This is a genomic window from Microcoleus sp. B3-A4, from assembly GCF_036705385.1.
GTDB lineage: Bacteria > Cyanobacteriota > Cyanobacteriia > Cyanobacteriales > Microcoleaceae > Microcoleus.
Window position 1 is genome coordinate 1 of sequence record NZ_JAUBUI010000089.1, and the last position, 22741, is coordinate 22741.

The following is a 22741-nucleotide window of genomic DNA, read 5'->3' on the forward strand; positions in this document are numbered from 1 at the left end:
GATTTTAAATCACCCTAACCTTCCTTCAGTCTTGTCTTATGGTACTTTGGCTGCTTAAAAACTGTCCGGAGTATTGTCCTATAAAAGCAAGAATATGCGATCGACTTTAGGAAAACTCAAATCCCTTGACAAAACCCTCGACCCCTCGCAGCCGACGCCTGTGTGTCAGAAAAATTGCCCGCCGAATAGTCTGCACTCCGGCTCCTAACAGGTGTCCCCCCCTTATGGTAGATAACACTCAGGTCGGTAAGCCTGTTATATTGGCAGTATTGAGGCAAGTTTCGGGACTACAGTTACTTGCACGTAAAGGAGTCAGACTGTCTGCTTCCAGACTCTACTTACTTCCGCCAACAACTACCAAACCCCACCTAATGCAAGCTATGAACAACCAAAAAGTCAGTGTAGTCATTCCGGCATTGAATGCTGCGAACACTCTGGCCGAGACAGTTGCCTCCGTACTCAATGGTACCCACAAGCATCTAGAAATTTTAATTGTTGATGACTGCTCTACTGACGCTACTGACAAAGTTGCTGCTAAGCTGGTCGAGCAAGATTCGAGAATTCAATACTTCCGGAATCCCCAAAATTACGGGGTTTCTAAGTCGAGAAATTTAATGATGTATCGCGCCACAGGCGAGTATGTAGCATTTCTCGACAGCGACGATACCTGGGAACCCAACAAGCTAGAAGTTTGTTTAAAGATGCTCGCAGACAATCCCGAACTCAAAGCTGTGGCTCACGCTTTGCGGTATTTAGACAAGCGCGGCAACAAGTTGAGTTACATTCCCACCTATCCTACAACTAAAGCAGAAATGCAGGCGATTAAGGAGACAGGCGAAAGTCCTTGGGTTTTCCCGTCTTCTGTTATAGTCGAGCGCTCTATTCTTATCAAAGAAGGTGGCTTTCCAGAAGAGTGGCAGGTAGGAGAAGATACAGAGTTATTTACCAAAATTGCTCAAAAGTACGGTTTGCTAGCGACGACAGAAGCTTTGGGAAACTATCGGATTAGAGGGAACTCTCTCACAGATAAGCACTGGCTCAAAAAGCGCATAGCTTCTGATTGTGTCAAGGAAAACCAACTGCGGCGCTTGCGCGGAGAAAAAGAGTTATCGCTCAACGAGTACGAACAGCTATGCTTTAAGAATTTGCCTGTTTTGAAAAGGCTCAACAAATTCCGAGAACTTTTGGCACTGCACTACATGAGAAAGCTGGGACAAAGTTTTTTAAATCGGGAGGTTTTGCCGACTATTATTTACGGCCTCGCTACCACAGTGCTCAATCCTCAAGCTACTCTGAACAAGTGGAAATGGATGAAAACTCACGAAAAGTTGAGTGATCAAAGGGCAGAAGGCATCAGCCATTCGGCAGAATTCAACAACCCTCACCAATCATCTGAAATCGGCGGGCTGTCCTAACGGAGCTTATATTTGTATCTAGGTTTTAGTCCAGAAATTAGGTGATGCCCATCAAGCAGAATAAAAGCCGATCGCGCAGGGGCTGGTTAATACGCGAGATTCGGGTTTGGAGCCGTATTTGACTGTTAATATCCTGTCTGGTCAATTACCTGCAATACCAACTACAGTGGCTTGCAGCCGTGCGATGGGGCACAATATAAAAATCTTTGAAAGTCGCGATCGGATATCACCCTTGATTTATTAGACCGCCAGCTTCAACCCTATACGGGGCGGAAATATCAGCGTTCACCCGCCGTGCTATTTGCCCCCACAACAGTTAGAATAAATAATGTATATAGCGGTTCTCAAGCGTGGTGAGGTATGTCCACGGAGGCCACGGAGGCCATGAGTACCTCATCTTTCTGAGAAAGGCTATAAGTAAAAAGGAAAGTTTTTTGAATTAAAAAATGGGTAGCAAACCCCTTTTTGAGGCAGAAAATAAAAGCAAAAATTTATAAAACATTCTGCCTTCTACCTTCAGAAGACGATCGCCTTTTTACTTTGAATTAGATTGAATTTATGGACTGGCAAGAAATTTCTGGCAATTGGGTATTAATTCCTTCAAGACCGATCGCGATCGTACATTTTCTCGGCGGTGCATTTGTGGCGACAGCACCGCAACTCACCTATCGCTGGCTGTTAGAGGCTTTGGGGAACCAAGGATATCTTGTAGTAGCAACGCCGTTTGTCAATACTTTGGATCATATTGCGATCGCCCGCGATGTCCTCAACAAATTTGAAAATGCCCTCGATCGCCTGCGCGGCACTAAATTGCTCAAATCTTCCTATCTCCCCATTTACGGGATGGGACACAGCATGGGATGCAAACTGCACTTGCTGATCGGTTCTGTATTTGACGTAGAAAGGGCAGGCAATATTCTGATTTCTTTCAACAATTATGCGGCATCGGAAGCAATCCCGATCGTGGAGCAAATTTCCCCCGTCTTTAAAGTGGAGTTTACCCCTTCCCCGCAAGACACCAATCGCCTCGTCCAAGATAGGTATCAAATCCGGCGCAATCTTTTAGTCAAATTTAACGGCGACAACATCGACCAAACCCTGCTGTTGACCAAACTGCTAAAAGCACGATTTCCCGACATGATTACCGTTCAGACTTTGGCCGGCAACCATCAAACGCCATTGGGCCAAGATGTTAGCTGGCCTGTGGGTCAAATTTTTACGCCCTTCGACGCGATCGGGCAGTGGGTCAAACAAGAAGTGTATCGAGAATTAAATGAATTAAAACGGACAATTCTGCTGTGGCTGAATCCTCTGTCCAAGGATTTTAAATCTTAAAGTTCAGATTTTAGCTTGGTGACATTAAATTTAAAAATTACCCATAAACTCTATCTGTAGTGCTTAGGTTTTACCTACCCGCTACCAATAGTGGTGAAAAGCCGTTTGCCTAAGTCCTAAAACTGCCAAGGGATGTCTAAGCTATGTACTCATAGCGGTGATGAGCCTACTTTTCCGACTTTTCCGACTTTAAAGATCCGACTTTTCCGACTAGACTTTAGCCTGAGTGATCAGTTAATATAGCGATAGGTGCATCCGACGCTAGGTAAATTACCGCCTAAATTAATTGCAAGTTGTTTGTCCACCTATTATTAACTTCATGAGTCGATATTAAAATGAATAACAATGATGAAAAAAACCGTTTTACCAAACGCAATCTTGTTCGCTCAGAACAAATTCCTGGATGAGGTTTTCAAAGTCCAGGTGGTATTGAATTCACTCAACTTTTATTAGAAAATTATTTCGATTTCAATAAGCTGATTAATACACACAATATTGCCAGCAGATCCTGAAATTACGCGATCACAAGATGCTCAACGCTAAAAGCTGTCGCGCCTCAAATTTTTCAAGCAGATATAGCCGACAACAGGGTTTTCGATGCCAAATTATCCAGTGATTGAGAAATTGAAGATGCTCAAAAAAACAACACAATTAAAAAATATGCTGTTATCCAAAAATCTAGAATTTTTGGTAGAAAGTCATAATGGCATTAGTGCAAAAATTGCTGAAGAAGCAGGTTTTAAAGGAATTTGGGCTAGTGGTCTGAGCATATCTGGTCAGCTTGGTGTGCGTGACAATAACGAAGCTAGTTGGACTCAAGTGCTAGAAGTTATTGAGTTTATGTCTGATGGCACTTCAATTCCAATTCTTTTAGATGGAGACACTGGCTACGGTAACTTTAACAATGTACAACGGTTGATAAAAAAGTTGGAGCAACGTAATATTGCTGGGGTTTGTCTTGAAGACAAACTATTTCCTAAAACCAACAGTTTTATCAAGGGAGATGCACAACCTTTAGCTGAGATTGAAGAATTTTCCGGCAAAATCAAAGCCGCAAAAGATGCTCAAAATGATGATGACTTTGTAGTGATAGCCCGGGTGGAAGCCTTTATTGCAGGTTGGACTTTATCAGAAGCTATAAAACGGGCTGAAGCTTACCATCAAGCCGGGGCTGATGGGATTTTGATACACAGTGCCCTGACAATACCCGACGAAATTTTAGCATTCAAGCGTGAGTGGGGCGATCGCTGTCCAGTAGTGATTGTACCTACTAAATATTACAGCACTCCCACTGAAATATTTAGAGATAATGGTTTCTCTATTGTCATCTGGGCCAATCACCTGTTTCGGTCTGCTGTGACAGCCATGCAACAGGTGACTAAGACGCTAATGAAGGAACAAAACTTGCTCAACATTGAAGATTCCATCGTTTCTGTTTCGGAAATTTTCCGTCTTCAAGGAGCAACTGAACTTTTAGAATCTGAGAAACGCTATCTTCCCAAAAACCCTAAAGGTGTCCGTGCCCTCATCCTCGCTGCTTCAAGAGGCATTCAATTGGGTAAACTGACCGAAGAACGACCCAAATGTATGTTAGATATGCAAGGTCATACTTTGCTTTCAAGGATTGTTGATACATATCGGACTGTAGGCATTAAGGACATCACCGTAGTTCGGGGTTACAAAAAAGATCTGGTGGCTCTACCTAACCTGCATTATGTAGACAACGATAATTATGGTTCTAGCGGTGAACTCGTTTCGCTGCACTTGGGTTTGAAGAATATCGCTGATGATAATCACGACCTGATTGTAGGTTATGGTGATGTTCTGTTCAAAAAATATATTTTACAAATGCTGTTGGACTCAGAAGAGGATTTTGTAGTAGTTGTAGATTCAGAAAAGAAAAGTTCCAGTAATAATCTCGTCCGGAAAAATTACGCCGATTGTTCGCTGCCTTACTCAAAGGATGCCTTCTATACCAAAGTTTATCTTCAGCAGATCGATCGGGATTTAACGGAAAATCAAAGGTCGGGAATGTGGACAGGCTTACTAAAAGTGTCCGAGCGAGCCAAACCTATTTTATTGGACGTATTAAATACGCTGCTCTTGCAACCCGAAATTCAACAGCGGGGCAGAATGCTAATTCTCATTAATGAGTTGATCCGACGTGGTTATCGAGTAGAAGTGCTTTATATCTCAGGGCATTGGCTGAATGTTGACCATATCCAAGATATGCTCAAAGCGGAGGTGTTTTAAATGATTCAAGCTGAAAGCTTTATTCGAGTGGCGAAAGACAAAGGATTTGATTTTTACACAGGGGTTCCCTGTTCCTATCTCACATCTTTTATCAACTATGTTATTGATTCTCCCGATCTTCAATATGTAGGAGCGGCTAACGAAGGAGAGGCTGTGGCGATCGCCTCTGGGGCAGAACTAGCGGGGATGCGTAGTGTTGTGATGTTTCAAAATTCGGGTTTCGGCAATGCAGTCAATCCCTTAACTTCGTTGAATCAAATCTTTAAAATTCCCATCCTGATAATTGTTACATGGCGGGGGCAACCAGATGGAGCGCCTGACGAACCGCAACACCAGCTTATGGGCGCAATTACTCCCCAATTGCTGGAACTAATGCAGATTCCTTGGGAATATTTTCCCACACAAACCGCAGACATTGAGCCAACTATCAGTCGTGCGGTGGCACACATGACACAGCATCAGAGTCCCTATGCTTTGGTGATGAAAAAAGGTTCGGTGGAATCTTGCGATTTAAACTCATTATTAACTGTTAAACCTCCGTCTATCACTCCAGAGATTCCCTCTATCTCTGAGAAAATGAGCTTTACCCGTAATGAGATGCTTCAAGCCATCCAAGCAGGTAGTCATCCCCAAGATATTGTACTAGCAACCACAGGTTATACGGGGCGGGAACTTTATGCAATTGAAGACCGGGAAAATCAATTTTATCAGGTTGGTTCTATGGGGTGTATTTCCAGTCTGGGATTGGGTATTGCCCTCGCTCAACCCAAAAAGCAGGTAATAGTCATTGATGGAGACGGTGCTGCTTTAATGCGCCTGAGTGCTTTAACAACTATCGGTTATGAACGTCCTGTCAACTTGCTACATATCTTACTAGATAATCAAAGGCATGAATCAACGGGTGGACAATCCACTGTGTCGCACTCAATTGATTTTTGCAGGATTGCTACGGCTTGTGGTTACGAAAAAGTAATAGTTGCTACAACTCCTGAAGAAGTTAAATCTTTGTTGGCATCCCCCTTAGAAAAATTAACTTTCTTGTATGTGAAGATCAAGCCCGGGATTCCCGAAAAATTGCCCCGTCCTAAAATTACTCCCCCAGAAGTGGCTCAACGTTTACGAAAAATAATCCAGGTGGCACAATGAAGCGAACAATTTTACTGAATCCAGGTCCCATTACCCTGACAGAACGGGTGCGTCAGGCACTACTTCGAGAAGATTTATGTCATCGAGAACCGGAGTTTGCTGAACTGACACTCGATATTAAAAAACGTTTAGCCAGTGTTTATCCTGAAGCCACGAGTGATTATGAAGCAATTATGCTCACTGGATCGGGAACTTGTGCTGTAGAAGCTATGCTTTCGACATTGATACCTCAGAATGGTAAAGCCTTAGTTGTGAGCAACGGGGTTTATGGAGAACGAATAGTTTCAATGGTAACGACTCATGGGAAAGGAGTAGAGGTTGTTTCCTCCCAATGGCATGAGCCAATGAATCTAATAGAAGTAGAGAAGCATCTTGAGCAAGATTCAGGTATTACTCATGTAATTGCTGTACACCATGAAACTACTACAGGTCGGTTGAATGATGTAGCACAACTAGGTCAACTCTGTAAAAGTAAAAATGTTGCGCTATTGCTTGATTCTGTCTCTAGTTTTGGGGCCGAAAAAATTGAGTTTGCAGATTGGAACTTAGAAGCCTGTGCAGCTACAGCCAATAAATGCCTACATGGGGTTCCAGGAATATGCTTTGTTTTGGTAAAGAAATCTGTTTTTGATTCCCGTCCTTCTGCTGCTGAAACTTTGTATTTAGACCTTGATCGCTATCATCAAGAGCAGTTACAGGGTTACTCACCTTTCACCCAAGCGGTACAGATTGTTTACGCTCTACAGGAATCCCTGAAGGAAATGGAAGATCTGGGCGGTTGGATGGCAAGACATCAACACTATTCCCATCTTTCCCAACAAATTCGCCAATGTTTAAGAGAATTAGGTATTTCAACCTTATTGGATGAGCCGGATTATTCTTGTGTGCTAACTTCTTTTAATTTACCGTTAGGCTATAGTTACGAAAAAATTCACGACAGTTTGAAGAAATCTGGTTTCATTATTTATGCAGGTCAAGGGAGATTAAAAAAAGACATTTTTCGGATCGCAAATATGGGTGATATTCAACTTGATGATGCGAAACGTCTTCGGAATTGTCTACAAAGTTTGTTTCGCTAATATTGCGTATTTAATTTGGGGAGATAGCTTATGTTTTTTGTCCAAATACCAATTAGTATATGTCTTTTCTTGCCATTGCGCTTGTCCTTTTGTCTGCCACGATTCACGCAACTTGGAATCTGTTAGCACATTCCCAAAAGTTAAGTGGGACATTACTTTTGCGGTTTCATTGGCTGACTGGCTTAGTTGGATTGATACCAATTCTGCTGGGAGAGTTGAAGGGGAATCCCTTGCCTCCGGCAGCTTGGGGATTGGTTGTTCTGACTGGATTATTACAATCCTTCTATTTTCTGGGTTTGATGATGGGCTACCGTAATGGCAATTTCAGTATTGTTTATCCGGTAGCTCGCGCCTTACCGATACTTTTCCTCGCCTTCTTTGATGTTGCCAGAGGGCAGTTTCCTTCACCGATTGGCTGGCTGGGTATTATTCTGGTGCTTATTGGTTGCATACTCATACCATTAAAATCTTTGCGAACAATCAAATTAGCTGACTACTGGAATAAATCTACCATTTGGATTCTAATGATTATGTTTGCTACTGTAGGCTATACAGCAGTGGACAAGTTAGCATCTGAAATTTTAACGCCTGGGGCTGAAGCCTCCGCCCGTTACGCCTTTTTACAAGCTATTTTCACTGTGCCATTTCTGTGGATTGTCCTGAAATTGATCGAAGAACCGATGGATAAAGAGACAGGATTAGCTTCTTGGAAATGGTCAGCCTTATTTGCCTTTTTTGTTTTTATCTCTTACTGGTTAATGTTGTGGGCATTCCAGCTTAGTCCTTACATTAGCTATTTATCAGCACTACGCCAGTTTAGTCTAGTGATTGGTGTTTTATTTGCGGGTCTATTTTTAAAGGAAAAAGTACCTCCGTTACGGATTGGTGCGGCGGCGGTGATCGTTTTGGGTATGTTCTGCATTAGTCAAGCCTCCTAATTTTGATAAGATGCCGATGCTGGCATTTCTAAACAACGCACAGTAATTATGATTACCCACCGCATTGCTCCTGCCTTGCGTGCAGATAAGATGTTTGTGCTGGAAAATGGCAGTATTTTGGCATCTGGTAGCCCTAGGGATTTACTCCTACAAAAAAGAACCCCTACCACACTTTGGCAACAAGTTATGCGGGAAATACCGATGCTATGGGAATTGCCAGTATCTAGGGCGGTGCAGTCAAATCAAAAGATCATAAGCTGCTACGCAGCTTAAGAGTCACCCAGGGTTCTAAGGGAAGGGTTGAGGGCTACCCTCAACCCTTACCCGCTAAAAATATTAGTGTTATTTTCGATCGTCGATACAGGGCGAATAATTTTTGACGATCGACAAACAGTTCCGTCCATCAGCCGTTCTCTCGTAACTCATACTGTCTGCGATGTCTTTGATCAATTTTAGGCCCCGCCCGCCCGGAGAGTGAACATCGACTTTTTCCGAAATATCTTTGATTTTTTTCTCTAAATCAAACGGATCGCCCGAGTCCCAAATTTTAATCTCTAAAGATTCAGCGAACACCGCCACCTGAATGTCAACAGGCAAATCCGCTGGTTTGCCCTTGTGGGCGTGACGCACCGCATTCGTAAAGCCCTCAGCCAAAGCCAACTGACACCTTATCCACACACTTGTAGGAATTCGCGAGTCGTACAATTGTGCAAACCACGACAAAACCCAGCTTAATCCATTCAGACCTGTATTGACTTGAAGATCCGCTTTTTTTAGCATCGGCAACTTTTCGGAACCCTTTAATTCAATCACGCTCACCACAGAAGTTCTTCATCGGCCCGTGGGCAAAATACAACCATAAAAAATACGATGAGACAAAATACAACGGCGGCAAAATTGAATGGTAGTTTGAGGATACTAGCTTTGGTGGGCCGTCGAGCGATGTCTAATCCACTAATTCGGTTAGTCACTATACCATAAATAGCACTTCCATGTCAACCAGCGCCTGTGGCAAATAAAAGTCTATAAAAATTTATATTCTGAGTATAAACTGAGTGAAGTTCGATCGCGCCAAATTTCCATCAAATTTTAACGTAAATTGAACTCAACGACCCGCCCTCAAAAGCAATTACCTCGAAAGCGATGTCAATAAACTATACTCAATCTCAGACAAGGGCGCTGACAGGATATATTTTAAATGACCCCCAGACCTTGAAAAACTTGTAGTACCTAAGTGCCCATGTTTCAAATTCTGGTTATTGACGATGATACGGCTGTTCAAGAACTGCTGAGAAGAACCCTGAAAAAACAGGGTTACGAAGTAACAGTAGCAAGCAATGGCGAAGACGGTGTAGCCCAGGCGCAAAAATTGCGTCCGGCCCTGATAATTTGCGATTGGATAATGCCGCGCTTGACGGGCATAGATGTCTGCCGTCGAGTTAAGGCAGATCCGGATCTGTCAACTACACAATTCTTTTTGTTGACTTCTTTGGGTTCGATCGCCGATCGAGTCAAAGGGCTCGACGCAGGTGCCGACGATTTTATCTCGAAGCCGATCGAACTCAACGAGTTGCAGGCGAGAGTACGCGCGGGATTGAGGCTGCACCAACTCAGCCGAGATTTAAAAATAGCCAAGCAAAGTCTGGAAGCAGAGTTAGCCGAGGCGGCCGAGTACGTGCAATCGCTGCTGCCAGATCCGATGACGGAACCTATCAGCATTGAGGCAAAATTTATTCCCTCCCGGCAGTTGGGGGGAGATTGCTTCGACTACAACTGGCTAGATGCCGATTATTTGGCGATTTACTTGCTCGACGTAGCCGGTCACGGTTTGCGGGCGGCGCTGCCTTCTGTGGCAGTGCTGAATTTGCTGCGATCGCGCGCGCTCCCCAACATAGACTACTACAAACCCAGCGACGTTTTGCGCGCCCTGAACACCACCTTCCAGATGAGCTACCAAAATGACAAGTATTTCACCATCTGGTATGGCGTTTACAACCGCATTTCTCGCCAGCTAGTTTATGCCAGCGCCGGCCATCCACCAGCCGTGTTGATTTCCCAGTCCCCTGCGAGCACTGCTAAAATCCAGCGATTAAAAACCCCCGGAATGCCTGTCGGGATGTTCCCCGACGCCCCCTATGTCGATAATTGCTGCGATGTCGAGGATTTGAGCACTCTCTACATCTTTAGCGACGGGGTATACGAGATCCACCAACCTGACGGCAATATCTGGGGGCTTGACCCTTTCGTCGATCTGTTAGCAGCTTACAACGGTGCAAGTGCCGACCAGTTAGAGCTGGTTTTGAACTACATTCAAAAGTTGAACGCTAAAGCAGTTTTTGATGATGATTGGTCTTTACTCAAGGTAAACTTTGGCTAGCTGACTTCTTGCATTGCATCTGCGACAAAATAGCAAGAAGGCAGCAGCCCAAAGATTTAGTTAGTTGAAGGAATTTTGCTATTAAAAGCATCGCGGGTCGGAAATATCTCGAAAACTCGATCCATGCTGGTGAGTTCAAATAAGATGCGGATTTGCTCGTTGATAGAACAGACAACTAATTGACTCCCAGCGGCCCGGACTGTTTTGAGCGCCAAGACTAAAGCGCCTAAACCAGAACTATCCATAAATGTCACATCAGTGAAGTCTATCAATACCACATCGGCTCCCGCTTCCACTAGGTCGCTAATCTCTTGGCGGAATTGACTTGCCTTGGTGCCGTCTAAAATGCCAGAGGGCTGAATAATTTTAACTACAGGACTCATATTTTGCGGTGGGAATGTCAGAATTTCTAGCCAGACTAGGCTAGTATAGCTGCGAGATGGACTCCGATCCAAATAAGAGACGGGGAAAGTGCCAGAGCCTGAGAGCGGGAGAAGAGTTTTGAGTGAAAAAGATGGTGGTCGTCGCGGATCGTAACGCCGATCGGAGTCGCAGCGCTTCGCCGGGAGTGAATTTTGAGATAGGGACAATATTTGTTCTGCCGAAGGCCTTCTGGTATTAATCAAACTCGGCTAACTTTGGCGCGGTAGAGGAGTTTGTCGCCTTGTCTGTAGCCTGTGTAGCGGACTTTGACGGGTTCTCCGGGTTCGGCTGTTCCTTCGATGAGCTGGTGCTGTTGGGGGTTGTAGGGAATCTCGGCTCCGACTGGGGCGATCGACTCGACTCCCCAATGCTCCAATAACTGCTCGACGGGCCGCAGCAAGGGCAGTAGTTTCTGAGCCCGCAAGTTGTGATTTTCCTGAGCTTTGCTCGCAGCAGTCGGCCACTGCAACATCCAAGATTCTAAAATTTGCACGCTAGATAGCTGGAATTCCTGCAGCAAAGATTCTCGCTGCTGTTCGATCGCAGCTTGCAGGCGCTGATATTCTTGTTCTAGGGCTGTCGGTGGTGCCTGTTCTAACTCTACATAGTCTGGCGCCAAGGTTGCGAGCAGTTCATTTAAGGAAATTTGCAAAGCTTGACTGATTTTGAGCAGGATGTTGGCTCGGGTTTGCAAAGCTAAGCCGCGACGCAGGCGGATGACCTGAATTTCGGGAACTCCTGCTTTTTGGCTGAGTTCTCGATCGCTCGAAAGCCCCGCCTGTTCCATCAGCCGTTGCAGTTGAGGAGCATAATCTGGAATATTGGCAGTCACGAAAAACTCATCCAAATTAATAAATGGACATATTCTCGATCCTAAACTGTCACGAGCCTTAACGAAATACATTTTTGGGGCGGGCTGTTCGGCCCGCCCCACAGCAGTTTCGCAATTTATGAAGATGCAAGTTCAATTCTTGAAAGCTTGCTATTTGACGGCTACTTTTTCCCGGGCGGCGGCTGTTGCAGTTGTCGCAGAACCTTGCAAATGCGCTTCTAGGAACCACAAACGCTTGTCAATTGTCCGCGAGATTTCAGTATACAAGTCAGCGGTGTCGGCGTCGCCGAGTTCACCTGCTTTGTCAATGGCGACTCGCAGGTGTTGGGCGTAGGGTGCGTAGCGATCGGCCAAAGCCGTCACATATTCTTTCCCATCTAAAATGTCGAAAGGAAACTCTGGCAAAATCGAATCAGCAGCCGCTGCGCGGGCTGTTCCTACAGCCAAACCGCCCAAAGCTGTGACCCGTTCCGCAACCAAATCGATGTATTCTTCGAGTTCTGTTGCCATTTCGTCAAACAGCAAGTGCAACTGGTAGAAGTCCATGCCTTTGACGTTCCAGTGAGCTTGCTTGACTTGAGTTTTTAAGTCCAGAGTCGTTGCCAGCGTGGCGTTTAGCAGCCCGACTACTTGAGAGCGGGTGGCTGCTGACATATCGATGCGGGTCGGGTAAAGATGTTGTTTGTGGTTGTTGGTAGTCATAGGTTTTTAGCTTGTTATTAGTGATTGTCGATCGAAGATCTTAGAAAGCTTTGGGCGAGAGAATATTTGACTGTTGTGAATTTCTGTTGAGAGGCTCAGGCTAGGTGCATCTGCAACACGGCACGGGTAGCTCGGCGTACTTTACAGCGGATAGTTTCTAAACCGAGACGCTGGCAAGCTTCGTATCGGTGGCAGCCGGAAAATCCGTAATATTGACCATCTACTTCTAGCACATCGATGGGTTCGTTTAAACCTACCTCGCGGATGGATTCCATGAGGGTGGCTACTTTGCTTTGGTCGTTGACTCGCGGCAGGGGGCGGCGAATCTGGTTGAGGGGTATTTCTTCGATCCTCATGGCGGCTGTCTGTTTTGCTTCTTGTTAAATCATACTCGTTATGACTTCGTGTTGTCAATAAATATGAGGACTTACGCAAAAACCTGGTTTCTGCTGGGAATATGGGGGTTAGAAAATCTCAACTACTGCTATCTTGGCAGGCAATCCCAAAAAAGAAGTATGAATTGGCAACACGCAGCACAGGCAGGATTTTTCATGCCTTTCGATAGATCGATCGACCTCAACCTTCTAGCTACAGTGGGAGAAAAGATAAATTGTGGCTTGAAATTATGGCATCCTCCCAACCCCTCAAAGGCATTGAATTGATCGACTGCGCCAAAGCTAACGCCCAACAAGGAATCGCCACAGCCGCGAAGCTTTGCGGCTACGGAGGCGACCTCAACACCTTCGAGCGGGAACTGAAAAAGGCTTGCCAAGACATCGGCGTCGAAGTCAAGGAGTTAAGCGACTTGATTACGACTCAGCAGATGATGAAACAAGGAATGGGTATTGAAGTCGCTCCAGATACTCCCTCAGAACTCTAGGCTCAATCTCCACGGCACCAGTTTTAGGGCTAAGATTGCCCCGACACCAGTATTTTGAGTCTGCTAGCTGAGGCAGGCTAGAATGTTTTGCATGGGAGCTTCCGACTTTAGCCAGGAGTCGCGTTTTCTCCCGCGAAGAGGGTGCTTTCTGGAGGGTGCTGAGATTGTTAGGAGGACTGTCGTGTCAGATCAGCAAGACCGAATTATGCGTTTGTTTATAGAGGAGGCTAAGGAGCACCTCGATACTCTAGAAAATGGTTTAGTGGATTTAAAGTCCACGATGAAAGACCCCGAAAGCGTCCAAGAGATGTTTCGAGCCGCCCATTCCGTGAAAGGAGGGGCGGCTATGCTCGGCTTAGATAGTATTAAAACAACCGCTCACCGCTTGGAAGATTGTTTTAAGGTGCTCAAGGACGGGCCCGTCAAGCAGGTTGACCAAACGGCAGAATCCCTATTTTTAAAGGGAGTTGATACGCTTAAGGACTTGCTGGGGCGACTGGAGGGGCCTTTCGGCTTGAGGAATGAAGAGGGAGAAAAACTCGTGCAGCAGGTGATGCCTGTTTTTGCTCAACTGGAAACTCACCTCAATAAGTTGGCGTCGGGCAAAGTGCAGGCTGCTGGGTCTGGTACGCCCGCCGCTCCAACAGCGGGCGCTGTGCCGGCGAATTTTGCTGTTGAAGTGATGGCTTTACTCAAAGAAATGTTGCAGGTGTTCAAGCAGAAAGAATCGGCTGCTAGTCGCTCTGAGTTGACGGCTGTGTGCGTTCGCCTCTATAAGTTGGGAGGTAAAATAGAGACTTGGCAAAATTTAGTAAAAACCGCTAGAGCAGCGATCGTTAATCCCAAAAACTCTTATAAAGTCTTAGCTCCGCTGATTATCAAAGAACTCAAGGAAGCTGGCGATTTAGTACAAGTGGGGAAAGTCAAGACGATCGTTCCGAGTAAAAATTTGCTACTTTTGGCAGCAAGCCCAAAACCAGCAGAGACAAGCGCCGCAGCAGCCCCAGCCGCAGCGTCGAAGCAAGTAGCACTTCCAGCCGAACCGAAGGCGGTAGTCAAGCTTTTGCTCAAAACTTTCAACAAAAAGCAACTCTCGGAAATCGCCAAGTTACTGGTTAACGCCATCAAATCCTCGAACTAGGAGTTTTGGCAGTAGAAGATAGATTGACACTCCTAGGCCTAAAGGCGTGAGGATTCTTCGTTCATTGACTCAACTTGCCCAGACAAGATTTCTCCAGCCAGAGTAGAGGTTGAATCTCCCGAAGCGTTCGGATTTAAGATCCAGGTTCCTACATGACCTGTAGTACCCAAGGCTAGATTCAGGATATTTCTAGCCGCATTCCAATCTCTATCTAATTCAAGTCCACATTCGCAAATGTGGGTTCTAGTAGATAGAGATTTTTTTACAACCGTGCCACAGTTAGAGCAGTTTTGAGTAGTGTACGCAGGGTTAACAGCTACCGTTATTTTCCCAAGTTTAATTCCAAAATGCTCTAACCATTTCCTGAATTGATACCAACCTGCATCATTAATCGACTTGGCAAGACAATGGTTTTTAACCAGGTTTCTAATCCTCAAGTCGACCTAGGCGACCAAATCGTTAGATTGGATTACGCAACGCGCTATTTTCTTAGCGTGTTCTTGACGCTGCCTACTTATTTTGAGGTGTGATCGCCCTAATCGATTAATGGCTTTCTTTCGATTGGTAGAACCTTTCTTTTTGCGAGAAACGCGGCGCTGTCGAGACTTCAACCGCTTCTCACTTTTTCTGTAAAATCTAGGGTTCGGTTCGCTATGACCGTTGCTATCGGTATAGAATTCTTTGAGTCCAACATCTAAACCGATTGTTCTACCTGTGGAATTTGTATCGACCGGGAGATCGATCCTTATTACAACTTGGACGTAGTAACCGTCAGCACGGCGAACTAATCTCACCCTCTTGATTTGGTCTATTTGGTAGAAGTTTAAATCCCAAGTCCCTTTCAGTTTCAACTTGCTAATACCCTTTTTGTCGGTAAAGGTAATTTGCTTGCGCGTCTGGGAAAGCGCCCACCCCGAAGTTTTGTACTCAACTGAACGACAGTTTTTCTTAAACTTTGGATAGCCTTTTTGACCGGGAACCTGGCGCTTGCAATTGTCGTAAAACCGAGCAATTGAATTATAAGCCCGCTCAACCGAGGCTTGACAAGCATGGGAATTCAAAGTTTTGACAAACGGAAATTCAGCCCTCAGCGCTGTATTGTAGCGATAAAGCTCTTTCTGCCCAATGCCTCTGTTGTCCACCCAGTAACGGATGCACTTGTTGCGGAGAAACTGAGCCGTTCTAATCGCCTCATCTATTGCAGCGTATTGAGTTGTTTTTCCTTTGACTTTAAATTCCAGAACGATCATTTGACGTGGAAAAACTCTACGGCAATAGTCTCGCACAAAAAAGTCGCCCGCTTATGGGCGAGGCTTGAAACCCCTTTTTTGGTCAAAGCAATATTTCTGAGGAGGAGAATTTTCGGGAGGGTGCTGGCAGCCGCTCGTTGAGCAGCAACTCGAAAAAAAAATTCACTCATTCGTCGAGATTTTTGCGCTCTACCTTCTACTGTTGGGCAACCCTGCGTTAGAATTAGTGGATATGTAGGCGTGCAATATTGTACCAGAATTAAAAATCGAGCAGGCTTTATAAGGCGGTAGCTGTGAAACCAATACGTTCATTAGAAGATGCTTTAAACCGCTGTCAGGCGATGGGAATGCGCTTGAGCCGCCAGCGTCGATTTATTCTAGAACTTTTGTGGGAGGCAAAAGAACACCTCTCGGCTCGCGAAATTTACGATCGCCTCAACAAACAAGCGCATTCGATCGGTCATACTTCTGTCTATCAAAATCTAGAAGCTTTGTCGAGAGAAGGGATTATTGAGTGCATAGAACGCTCGGAGGGACGCTTGTACGGCAATGTCAGCGACTCTCACTCTCACGTCAATTGTCTTGATACGGCTCAGATTCTGGACGTTCATGTGGAATTGCCGATCGACTTGATCGAGCAAATCCAACAGCAAACGGGTGTCAGAATTGTAGACTACCGGATAGATTTCTACGGATATCGCTCGGCAGAGTCCGCTACGCAAGCATCGAGTGTCAGCGATACGCCAAAGGCTTCGTAACCGATAAAGCCGCCGCTGTTGGAAGCAAAACAGAGCTTTGTGAGCGGCCGGTCGGTCGTATAAAATGATTCAAGTATTTAGCTGCGCTCGATCGGTTGTTTTGCGTCGCCCGCCGGAATTCGGCACAGTATAAAAAACAGTAGAAAAAAAGGAAAACAGAAAATGAAACTCGATCGGCAAGTTTGGCGATCGGGAATAAAATTTACGACTAAACCCAAAAAATCAATCCTACCCCCTACAGGTAAAAGTGTAGACCAAATCCGGCTTTATACCCCCTTTATTTTTTAATCGGCTTGGAGCGGAGCAAAGTGTGTGTAGTTGCGGTTTCAACCGCTGAGTCCGATAGTGGAATTTCTGACCCGGATTTAATATGAGAGCTTAGTTGAATCCCTCCCACAATTCATGTGCAGAGTCAATTTTAAAATCTAAAATCTAAAATCTAAAATCTAAAATTGATGGAATGACGGGGCTTTATACTGTTTTTTCTGCTAAACGGCCCCGGGATCTGTCAATAAATGTTTGATAACTGGTATGATTTACGTGCTTCGAGAGCCTAAAATACTCGGAAGCAACCAGTGGGGCCAGACACGAACCTCACTATAAAACGCCGTAGAGGGAAAGATTGCCAGTACCTTGAAGGAAGTTCTCGATCTCCTTAACAGGAGTCAGAAGCCGACATCACAATCTATAGATTTGATGTGGGAGTGTCACATTTTAGTGCGCATTACAGGACAGGCTGAAGTAATGGCGAGACGACAATCTGACCAATTCCACACACCACCGCAATACAACCCATCCCCTAAACCGACGGCACAGTTCAGTGCAGAGGCGACAGGCGATGCGAGTTCCTCAGTAACGGCGCTGCCGACAGAGGGAAAAAGAACTTTTTGGCAGTGGCAGCTTATCTGGCTGAGTCTCCTGGTGGGATTTGGAGTAACCGGTGCCGCTGCATTTCTGTGGTTGCTGACGATGCCGCCACCGCCGAATTGCCAGCAACTGTCGCCGCTGGCGGCGGACGGAGAGCGACTTTACTGCGCTCAACAAGCCGCTAAGTCGGGCAAGCTAGAACAGCTAGAATCGGCAATGGCATTGGTGCAGGCTTGGCCGAAAGAACATCCGCTATACTCGCAAGGTCAACATTTGATAGGAGAATGGTCGAAAGCCATTCTGGGGTTTGCCAGGGCAAAAATTGAGAGGGGCGATTTGAAGGGTGCTCTGGAGATTGTGGCGAAAATTCCGAAAACCAGTCCGTCTTACCCCGAGGTAGAGGAGGCTGTTACTGCTTGGGAAAAAAATTGGCAGGAGGGCCAAAAACTCTACGATACAGCCCTAGCAGCTTTGAAAAGTGAGGATTTAAGGAAGGCTTGGGATTATGCTCAAGCTCTGTTCAAGCTGGAAAATGTTTTCTGGAGTCAGAAACGGTACAACGAGCTGATCCAGCAGATTTCTTTGGAAAGAAACGGCTGGCAGCGCTTGCAAGAGGCTAGAGATTTGGCGACGGAGGGAACTCCGCAAAAATTCGCTGAGGCGATCGTCCTGGCTCGTAAAATAGACCCGCAGCTTTTTGCCCGCGCTAAAGCTGAGAAGGAAATAGAGGGCTGGAGCCGGACTTTGCTGGCAATGGCTACTAAGCGGTTGGGGGCGAAAGACCTGCCGGGGGCGATCGAGGCTGCTTCTGTGGTGCCGCAGGATTCGCCGCTGTTTGCGGAAGCTCAAGATTTGATGCAGTTGGGTAGGGCTCAGGCAGTGACGTGGAACCAGTCGATATCAACTCCGCTGCCACAACACATTTTTAGCTTGCTGGAAGGGCAGGGGGCTGCTAGCCAAATTGCTCCGGGTCGCCCTCTGTACAAGCAAGCTCAAGTTCAAATTGAAAATTTGCAGGTGCAGTTTCAAGATTTGCTGCGTCTGCAAGTGGCGAGCACGATCGCTAGTGTCGGTCAGATAGGGACGTTTGGACTAGCGATCGAGCAAGCGCAAACCATCGGACTTAAGCAGCCGCGGCGGGTTCACGCTCAAACTTTGGTGGCGGCTTGGCGTCGGGAAATTCAGCGGATCGAAGACCAATCTTTTCTGACTCTGGCGAAGCAGTTGGCAGAACCGCAAACGGTTGAAGGACTCAAGGGCGGCATGGCTCAGCTACTCCTGATCGCTCAAAACCGCCCCCGCAGGATAGAGGCGCAAACTCTCTTGGCTCAGTGGACGAAACGCATAGAAGTTATTCAAGATCAGCCTTTGTTGGATGAAGCTATCGCCTTGGCGAAGCAAGGAAAACTTAGTGCTGCTATTGAAAAAGCTTCGGCAATTAAGAGCGGTAGGAGTTTGTTCGCGAAAGCTCAAGATAATGTCTATCAGTGGGTGAGCGAACTGCAAGTTGCTCAAGACAGACCGATTCTGGATCGAGCTGCGGAATTGGCGTCTCAAGGCAGTCTAGGAGCGGCGATCGATACGGCTTCCCAAATCGGTTACGGTAGGGCGCTGTATTCAGAGGCGGCAGGTGCGATCGGGCGCTGGAGTGCCGAACTTAGAGCCAATAGTGCACCGCCGCCGGCACCCGCTCGCGAGTACGCGCCGGCTCCAGCAGAGGAGTACGCGCCAGCTCCGCAACAGGAGTATGCGCCAGCTCCGCAACAGGAGTACGCGCCAGCTCCGCAACAGGAGGAGTATGCGCCGGCTCCGGAGCCTTACTATCCGCCCGCCAGACAAGAGGCCCCGGCTCCCGAGCCGGAACCTTACTATCCGCCCGCGAGGGAGCCGGAACCGGAACCTTACTATCCGCCGGCCCGGGAGCCGGAACCGGAACCTTACTATCCGCCCGCTCCAGAGCCGGAACCTTACTATCCGCCCGCCAGACAAGAGGCCCCGGCTCCGGAACCGGAACCTGCTCCTCCTCCGGCTCCGGCTCCGGAACCAGCGCCCCCCTCGATTCCTGAATCGGCTGGGCCTCCTGATGGTAATTTGCTCCCCGAGTAATTGGGTTTTCGCGCGATCGAGCTCTAAAATCTCCAATCTAAAATCAAGTGAGTAATTTCCAACTGCTGACGATCGATAGCGACCCCATTTTCCGGCTGGGGCTGCGAGTCGCTTGCGAGCAGTATCCAGACTTGCAAGTTGTCGCAGAGGTTTCAAGGGGAACCGAGGCTTTGCGAGTTCTAGAAGCTCGCTCGATCGAATCGGTAGCAGCCAAGAAAGCCGCAGATTTGGTAATTTTGGCTGTTGAGACTTTAAATTTGCGCTCAGCAGGTCAAACAGAGGCGCTGGCATTTTGTCGCGAACTCAAAAGTTTGTACCCCAACCTGCCCCTGTTGCTACTAGGCGGGCCGCTGACACCGGAGCTGTTGGTCCAGATACAGGCTACGGGCGCGAATGGCTATTGTCCTAAAGGTAGAGATATTTCCTTGACAATCGAAGCTATTCGCGCGGTGGCATCTGGTCGCACTTATTGGGCGACGGATACGGCAGCTAACTCCGGAATAGAAATAAATGCAGCGGGGGTTCAAACAGTAGGAAACTCCGCAGCAATTGCAGATAAAAATGCAGATAATTCGACAGTTGATACGCCAGTACACAAAAAAATGCTGGCTTATTTTTGTCTTTCTGGACTACGGGAAATAGATGCAACTTTGGCGGTTGTCCAAGCTGATTTGCAAGAGATCACAGCCGCAGAGCCGACAGATTTGCCCTCTATTTTAGATGGGGTTGTACTCAGCGGGCGCCGCAGAGAATTGCTGGCAGCTCGTTGGATTGTCAGTCAGTTATTATTTGAAGGAAAAGGGGAGAAGGCAGAAGGCAGAAGGCAGAAGGCAGAAGGCAGAAAGCAGAGGATAGAAGGCAGAAGACAGGAAGAAGAAATTAGAGGCGAGAATTTGTTAAATAATTCTCAATTGCAATTAGCGAATTCCCAAGTTTCGGCGGAAGATTTGGCCGTGGCAACTAATTGGCAAAATAGCTTGTTTGACTCGGTGGCGGCTAAATTGCAGTTTGAGTTGGTGAATTTGACTGGCTTGCCTTTGGAAATCGATATTTTGCGATCGCCCAAAAAGCGTGAATTGATGAGCTCCATCCTGCGGAAGTTAAAGGATTTGCTGGAGGAATTGCGCTTTTCGCAAGTGCAGCAAACTCAATTGTCGCAAAAAATGCCGGCTATTTTACGGGATTTGTGGGAGGCGACAATCATAGATTTTTTTGGCAGATACTATACACTGCAAACGGGAGAAACTCGGGTTTTTGATGGCAGTCAAACAAGCTTAAAACTGGGAGAAAGTCAAGAGGGAAGCGCTGCTTATCTCTTGGCAGGCAGCGGCGTAGAAGTTGTGCCAATGCTGCTGGCAGATGCTGATGTAGTTGCAGCAGAAATTCTTGACAAAATACCGATGACAGTTGATTTTTTTGCACATTTGCTATTTGAAATTCCTCTAACAGTTGACAATATTTCTTGTGTTTCTGGCAGCCCGGCAGCAATGCAGCGAGCTGAAGCTTTGTTGGAAAATTTGGCAATACAAGTTGCTAGCGGAGTCGTACAGCCTCTGCTAAATAATTTGGCTAATATTGAAGAAATCAAGCAAATTTTTTACGATGGTAAGTTGATTTCGACGCGAGAAATTGAGAGATTTCGGAATGATTTGTCGTGGAGATATAGCTGGGATAGATATTTTGTGGAACCGAAAGCTATTTTTGAAAGCAGGTTTTGGCTGTTTGTTTTGGGCGATTCGGGAATTAAGAAAATTTCTATTTATTCTCCGCGAAATCTGGAGTTAGCACAGCTTTCTGGGTGGCAGTTAGCCTTGACTTTGCTGCTGGAAACCAGGGATGCGATCGCACCTAGAGTTCGCGCGGTTATTTCGCTGTTGGGTGCTGGCGTTGTTTACGTTTTGACTCAGGTTATAGGGCGGGGAATTGGTTTGATCGGGCGGGGAATTATCCAGGGGATTGGTAATTCTTTGCAAGATAGCAAGTTTGGGAAAAATGGGTGATGGTTGGGCAACGAGTAGTAGAAAATCTTGCATAAATCTTTGAGGCAAAGCGGAAACCGCAGATTAACCGGGATTGACGCCAATGCTTTTCAAAATATTTTGCGAATGCGTGCAAGAGTTCTGGTGTAGGGAAGTTAACGGATTTGATATAATTGGTGATTGGTGATTGGTGGTATTATAGATAAAACTTAATGCTATAAGGTTGAAATTTTATGAGTATTATGATAGCGATAGATGCCGATCGCATAAACAGTTTAGATTTGTCTCCGGTGCGGACTGTGATTGAAAAGTGGCTGGCCGAAGGAGCGATCGCCCAAAACGAACAACAGCTACAATTTGAAATTGAGTATCCGCGCGAAGAGTTAGATCCGCGAGAAATTTCGGAAATTCCCGAAGTGCGGCTGTGGTTTATTCGCTTGGATGCTTGTTACCCTTGGCTGCCATTTTTGCTGGATTGGAAAGCGGGAGAATTGGCGCGCTATGCCGCGATGTTGGTGCCGCACCAGTTTCACCGAACCCAAGGTATTCAGTACAACCCTGAAGCTTTGGAAATGTTTTTGATGAACAAAATTTTTGTGTTGACTGATTGGTTGAATCAGCAGGGAATTCCCAGTAAATCGAAGTTGATGGCGATGTCGCAGATGTTTGGTTATGATTTGGAGGATGCTTTTTTTGATGTGATTGTGCCGCACAAATAAGCGATCGCGCCTCTAATTAAAATCGTCCTAATTAGGTAGGCTACTCTATGCCTTAAGAGTTACCAACAAAGGTATAAACCCGGTTTCTTCCCTTGTGGGGCGGGCTTTCCAGTCCGCCTTCCGCAGCTATAATTTCTATCCGCAACAGCTTGATTAAGCTTAACAGTAACCGTACTCAGACTTTAATACAATCCTTAAACCAGCGCGCCTCAAAAAATTGTTGCTGGACTTCAGAATTTTCTCAGAATTGATAGTTAGTTTAAATAGACAACGATCGCCCCATTCAATCGATCGAGGAAATTTACCATGAAAACAGATTACCTCATCGTCGGCAGTGGTTTATCAGCACTGGTTTTCGGAGCTTTGATGGCAAACTCCGGCAAAACCGTACACATCCTCGAAGCTCACGAACATCCCGGAGGTTTTGGTCACACCTTTACGATGGCCAACAAATACACCTTTAATGCAATGGCACTGAAAAAGTGAACTCAAAAAAATCTGTAAGGCAATATATATATAGATCATTGCCTTACAAACACAA

Annotated in this window: 22 protein-coding genes and 1 pseudogene; 16 read left to right on the forward strand and 7 right to left on the reverse strand. The window is 46.2% G+C overall.

What is annotated here, in order from left to right; genetic code table 11:
* The first annotated feature begins 380 nt into the window (after positions 1-380).
* The 7 genes from QUB33_RS24575 to QUB33_RS24605 all read left to right on the forward strand — a co-directional run bounded on the left by QUB33_RS24575 (position 381) and on the right by QUB33_RS24605 (position 8439).
* Entirely contained in the window at positions 381-1415 is a 1035-nt protein-coding gene (locus QUB33_RS24575; RefSeq protein ID WP_333355577.1) for a glycosyltransferase family 2 protein, read from the forward strand.
* A 558-nt stretch (positions 1416-1973) separates the two neighbouring features.
* Positions 1974-2750: a DUF1350 family protein gene (locus tag QUB33_RS24580; protein ID WP_333355580.1), complete on the forward strand. Its 777-nt coding sequence runs from the start codon at positions 1974-1976 to the stop codon at positions 2748-2750.
* Positions 2751-3347: 597 nt separating this feature from the next.
* On the forward strand, positions 3348-5003 hold the full coding sequence (gene aepX / locus QUB33_RS24585) for a phosphoenolpyruvate mutase (RefSeq protein WP_333355583.1): 1656 nt from the start codon (positions 3348-3350) through the stop codon (positions 5001-5003).
* Complete coding sequence (gene aepY, locus QUB33_RS24590; protein ID WP_333355586.1) at positions 5004-6149, forward strand: phosphonopyruvate decarboxylase; 1146 nt, start codon at positions 5004-5006, stop codon at positions 6147-6149. It abuts the gene before it with no gap.
* Positions 6146-7228 (forward strand): 2-aminoethylphosphonate aminotransferase, encoded by a 1083-nt coding sequence (locus QUB33_RS24595; protein WP_333355590.1) that lies wholly within the window; start codon positions 6146-6148, stop codon positions 7226-7228. Before aepY ends, QUB33_RS24595 begins: the two co-directional genes overlap by 4 nt.
* Positions 7229-7287: 59 nt before the next feature.
* Complete coding sequence (locus tag QUB33_RS24600) at positions 7288-8166, forward strand: EamA family transporter (protein WP_333355593.1); 879 nt, start codon at positions 7288-7290, stop codon at positions 8164-8166.
* A 48-nt stretch (positions 8167-8214) separates the two neighbouring features.
* Positions 8215-8439, forward strand: coding sequence for a hypothetical protein (locus QUB33_RS24605; protein ID WP_333355595.1), 225 nt, complete (start codon positions 8215-8217; stop codon positions 8437-8439).
* Positions 8440-8508: 69 nt separating this feature from the next.
* Here QUB33_RS24605 and QUB33_RS24610 read toward each other — a convergent pair whose 3' ends face one another.
* Positions 8509-8988: an anti-sigma regulatory factor gene (locus QUB33_RS24610; RefSeq protein WP_333355598.1), complete on the reverse strand. Its 480-nt coding sequence runs from the start codon at positions 8986-8988 to the stop codon at positions 8509-8511.
* 418 nt (positions 8989-9406) lie between these two features.
* Here QUB33_RS24610 and QUB33_RS24615 point away from each other — a divergent pair, with 418 nt between their 5' ends.
* Positions 9407-10543 (forward strand): SpoIIE family protein phosphatase, encoded by a 1137-nt coding sequence (locus QUB33_RS24615; protein ID WP_333218707.1) that lies wholly within the window; start codon positions 9407-9409, stop codon positions 10541-10543.
* 56 nt (positions 10544-10599) lie between these two features.
* Here QUB33_RS24615 and QUB33_RS24620 read toward each other — a convergent pair whose 3' ends face one another.
* The 4 genes from QUB33_RS24620 to QUB33_RS24635 form a co-directional block, all read right to left on the reverse strand.
* Positions 10600-10926 carry an STAS domain-containing protein gene (locus QUB33_RS24620; protein WP_006632013.1) on the reverse strand — a complete coding sequence of 109 codons (327 nt, stop codon included), beginning with the start codon at positions 10924-10926 and terminating at the stop codon, positions 10600-10602.
* A 239-nt stretch (positions 10927-11165) separates the two neighbouring features.
* Positions 11166-11870, reverse strand: coding sequence for a helix-turn-helix domain-containing protein (locus tag QUB33_RS24625; RefSeq protein ID WP_333355601.1), 705 nt, complete (start codon positions 11868-11870; stop codon positions 11166-11168).
* 78 nt (positions 11871-11948) lie between these two features.
* On the reverse strand, positions 11949-12500 hold the full coding sequence (gene dps / locus QUB33_RS24630; RefSeq protein WP_333355604.1) for a DNA starvation/stationary phase protection protein Dps: 552 nt from the start codon (positions 12498-12500) through the stop codon (positions 11949-11951).
* 95 nt (positions 12501-12595) lie between these two features.
* Positions 12596-12856 (reverse strand): sulfiredoxin, encoded by a 261-nt coding sequence (locus QUB33_RS24635; protein ID WP_333355607.1) that lies wholly within the window; start codon positions 12854-12856, stop codon positions 12596-12598.
* Between the two features lie 269 nt (positions 12857-13125).
* Between QUB33_RS24635 and QUB33_RS24640 the strand changes: the two genes are divergently transcribed.
* Together QUB33_RS24640 and QUB33_RS24645 are read left to right on the forward strand one after the other, a co-directional pair.
* Positions 13126-13380 (forward strand): hypothetical protein, encoded by a 255-nt coding sequence (locus tag QUB33_RS24640; protein WP_242722877.1) that lies wholly within the window; start codon positions 13126-13128, stop codon positions 13378-13380.
* Positions 13381-13462: 82 nt separating this feature from the next.
* Entirely contained in the window at positions 13463-14521 is a 1059-nt protein-coding gene (locus QUB33_RS24645; protein ID WP_333355611.1) for an Hpt domain-containing protein, read from the forward strand.
* A gap of 38 nt (positions 14522-14559) precedes the next feature.
* On the opposite strand, the pseudogene QUB33_RS24650 reads toward QUB33_RS24645, so the two are convergent.
* Both QUB33_RS24650 and QUB33_RS24655 read right to left on the reverse strand, forming a co-directional pair.
* Positions 14560-15771, reverse strand: a pseudogene (locus QUB33_RS24650) (RNA-guided endonuclease InsQ/TnpB family protein).
* Entirely contained in the window at positions 15768-15941 is a 174-nt protein-coding gene (locus tag QUB33_RS24655; protein ID WP_333355614.1) for a hypothetical protein, read from the reverse strand. The pseudogene QUB33_RS24650 and the gene QUB33_RS24655 overlap by 4 nt, the downstream one beginning before the upstream one ends.
* A gap of 123 nt (positions 15942-16064) precedes the next feature.
* Here QUB33_RS24655 and QUB33_RS24660 point away from each other — a divergent pair, with 123 nt between their 5' ends.
* From QUB33_RS24660 to QUB33_RS24685, 6 genes are all read left to right on the forward strand, one after another.
* Positions 16065-16529, forward strand: coding sequence for a transcriptional repressor (locus QUB33_RS24660; RefSeq protein ID WP_190656145.1), 465 nt, complete (start codon positions 16065-16067; stop codon positions 16527-16529).
* 162 nt (positions 16530-16691) lie between these two features.
* Positions 16692-16817 (forward strand): hypothetical protein, encoded by a 126-nt coding sequence (locus QUB33_RS24665; RefSeq protein ID WP_333355618.1) that lies wholly within the window; start codon positions 16692-16694, stop codon positions 16815-16817.
* A gap of 456 nt (positions 16818-17273) precedes the next feature.
* Entirely contained in the window at positions 17274-19502 is a 2229-nt protein-coding gene (locus QUB33_RS24670; RefSeq protein WP_333355621.1) for a hypothetical protein, read from the forward strand.
* A 47-nt stretch (positions 19503-19549) separates the two neighbouring features.
* Positions 19550-21502 (forward strand): DUF3685 domain-containing protein, encoded by a 1953-nt coding sequence (locus QUB33_RS24675; protein ID WP_333355624.1) that lies wholly within the window; start codon positions 19550-19552, stop codon positions 21500-21502.
* A 212-nt stretch (positions 21503-21714) separates the two neighbouring features.
* Positions 21715-22200 carry a CRR6 family NdhI maturation factor gene (locus tag QUB33_RS24680; protein ID WP_333218718.1) on the forward strand — a complete coding sequence of 162 codons (486 nt, stop codon included), beginning with the start codon at positions 21715-21717 and terminating at the stop codon, positions 22198-22200.
* A gap of 306 nt (positions 22201-22506) precedes the next feature.
* Entirely contained in the window at positions 22507-22686 is a 180-nt protein-coding gene (locus tag QUB33_RS24685) for an FAD/NAD(P)-binding protein (protein ID WP_333355627.1), read from the forward strand.
* The last annotated feature ends 55 nt before the right edge of the window (positions 22687-22741 follow it).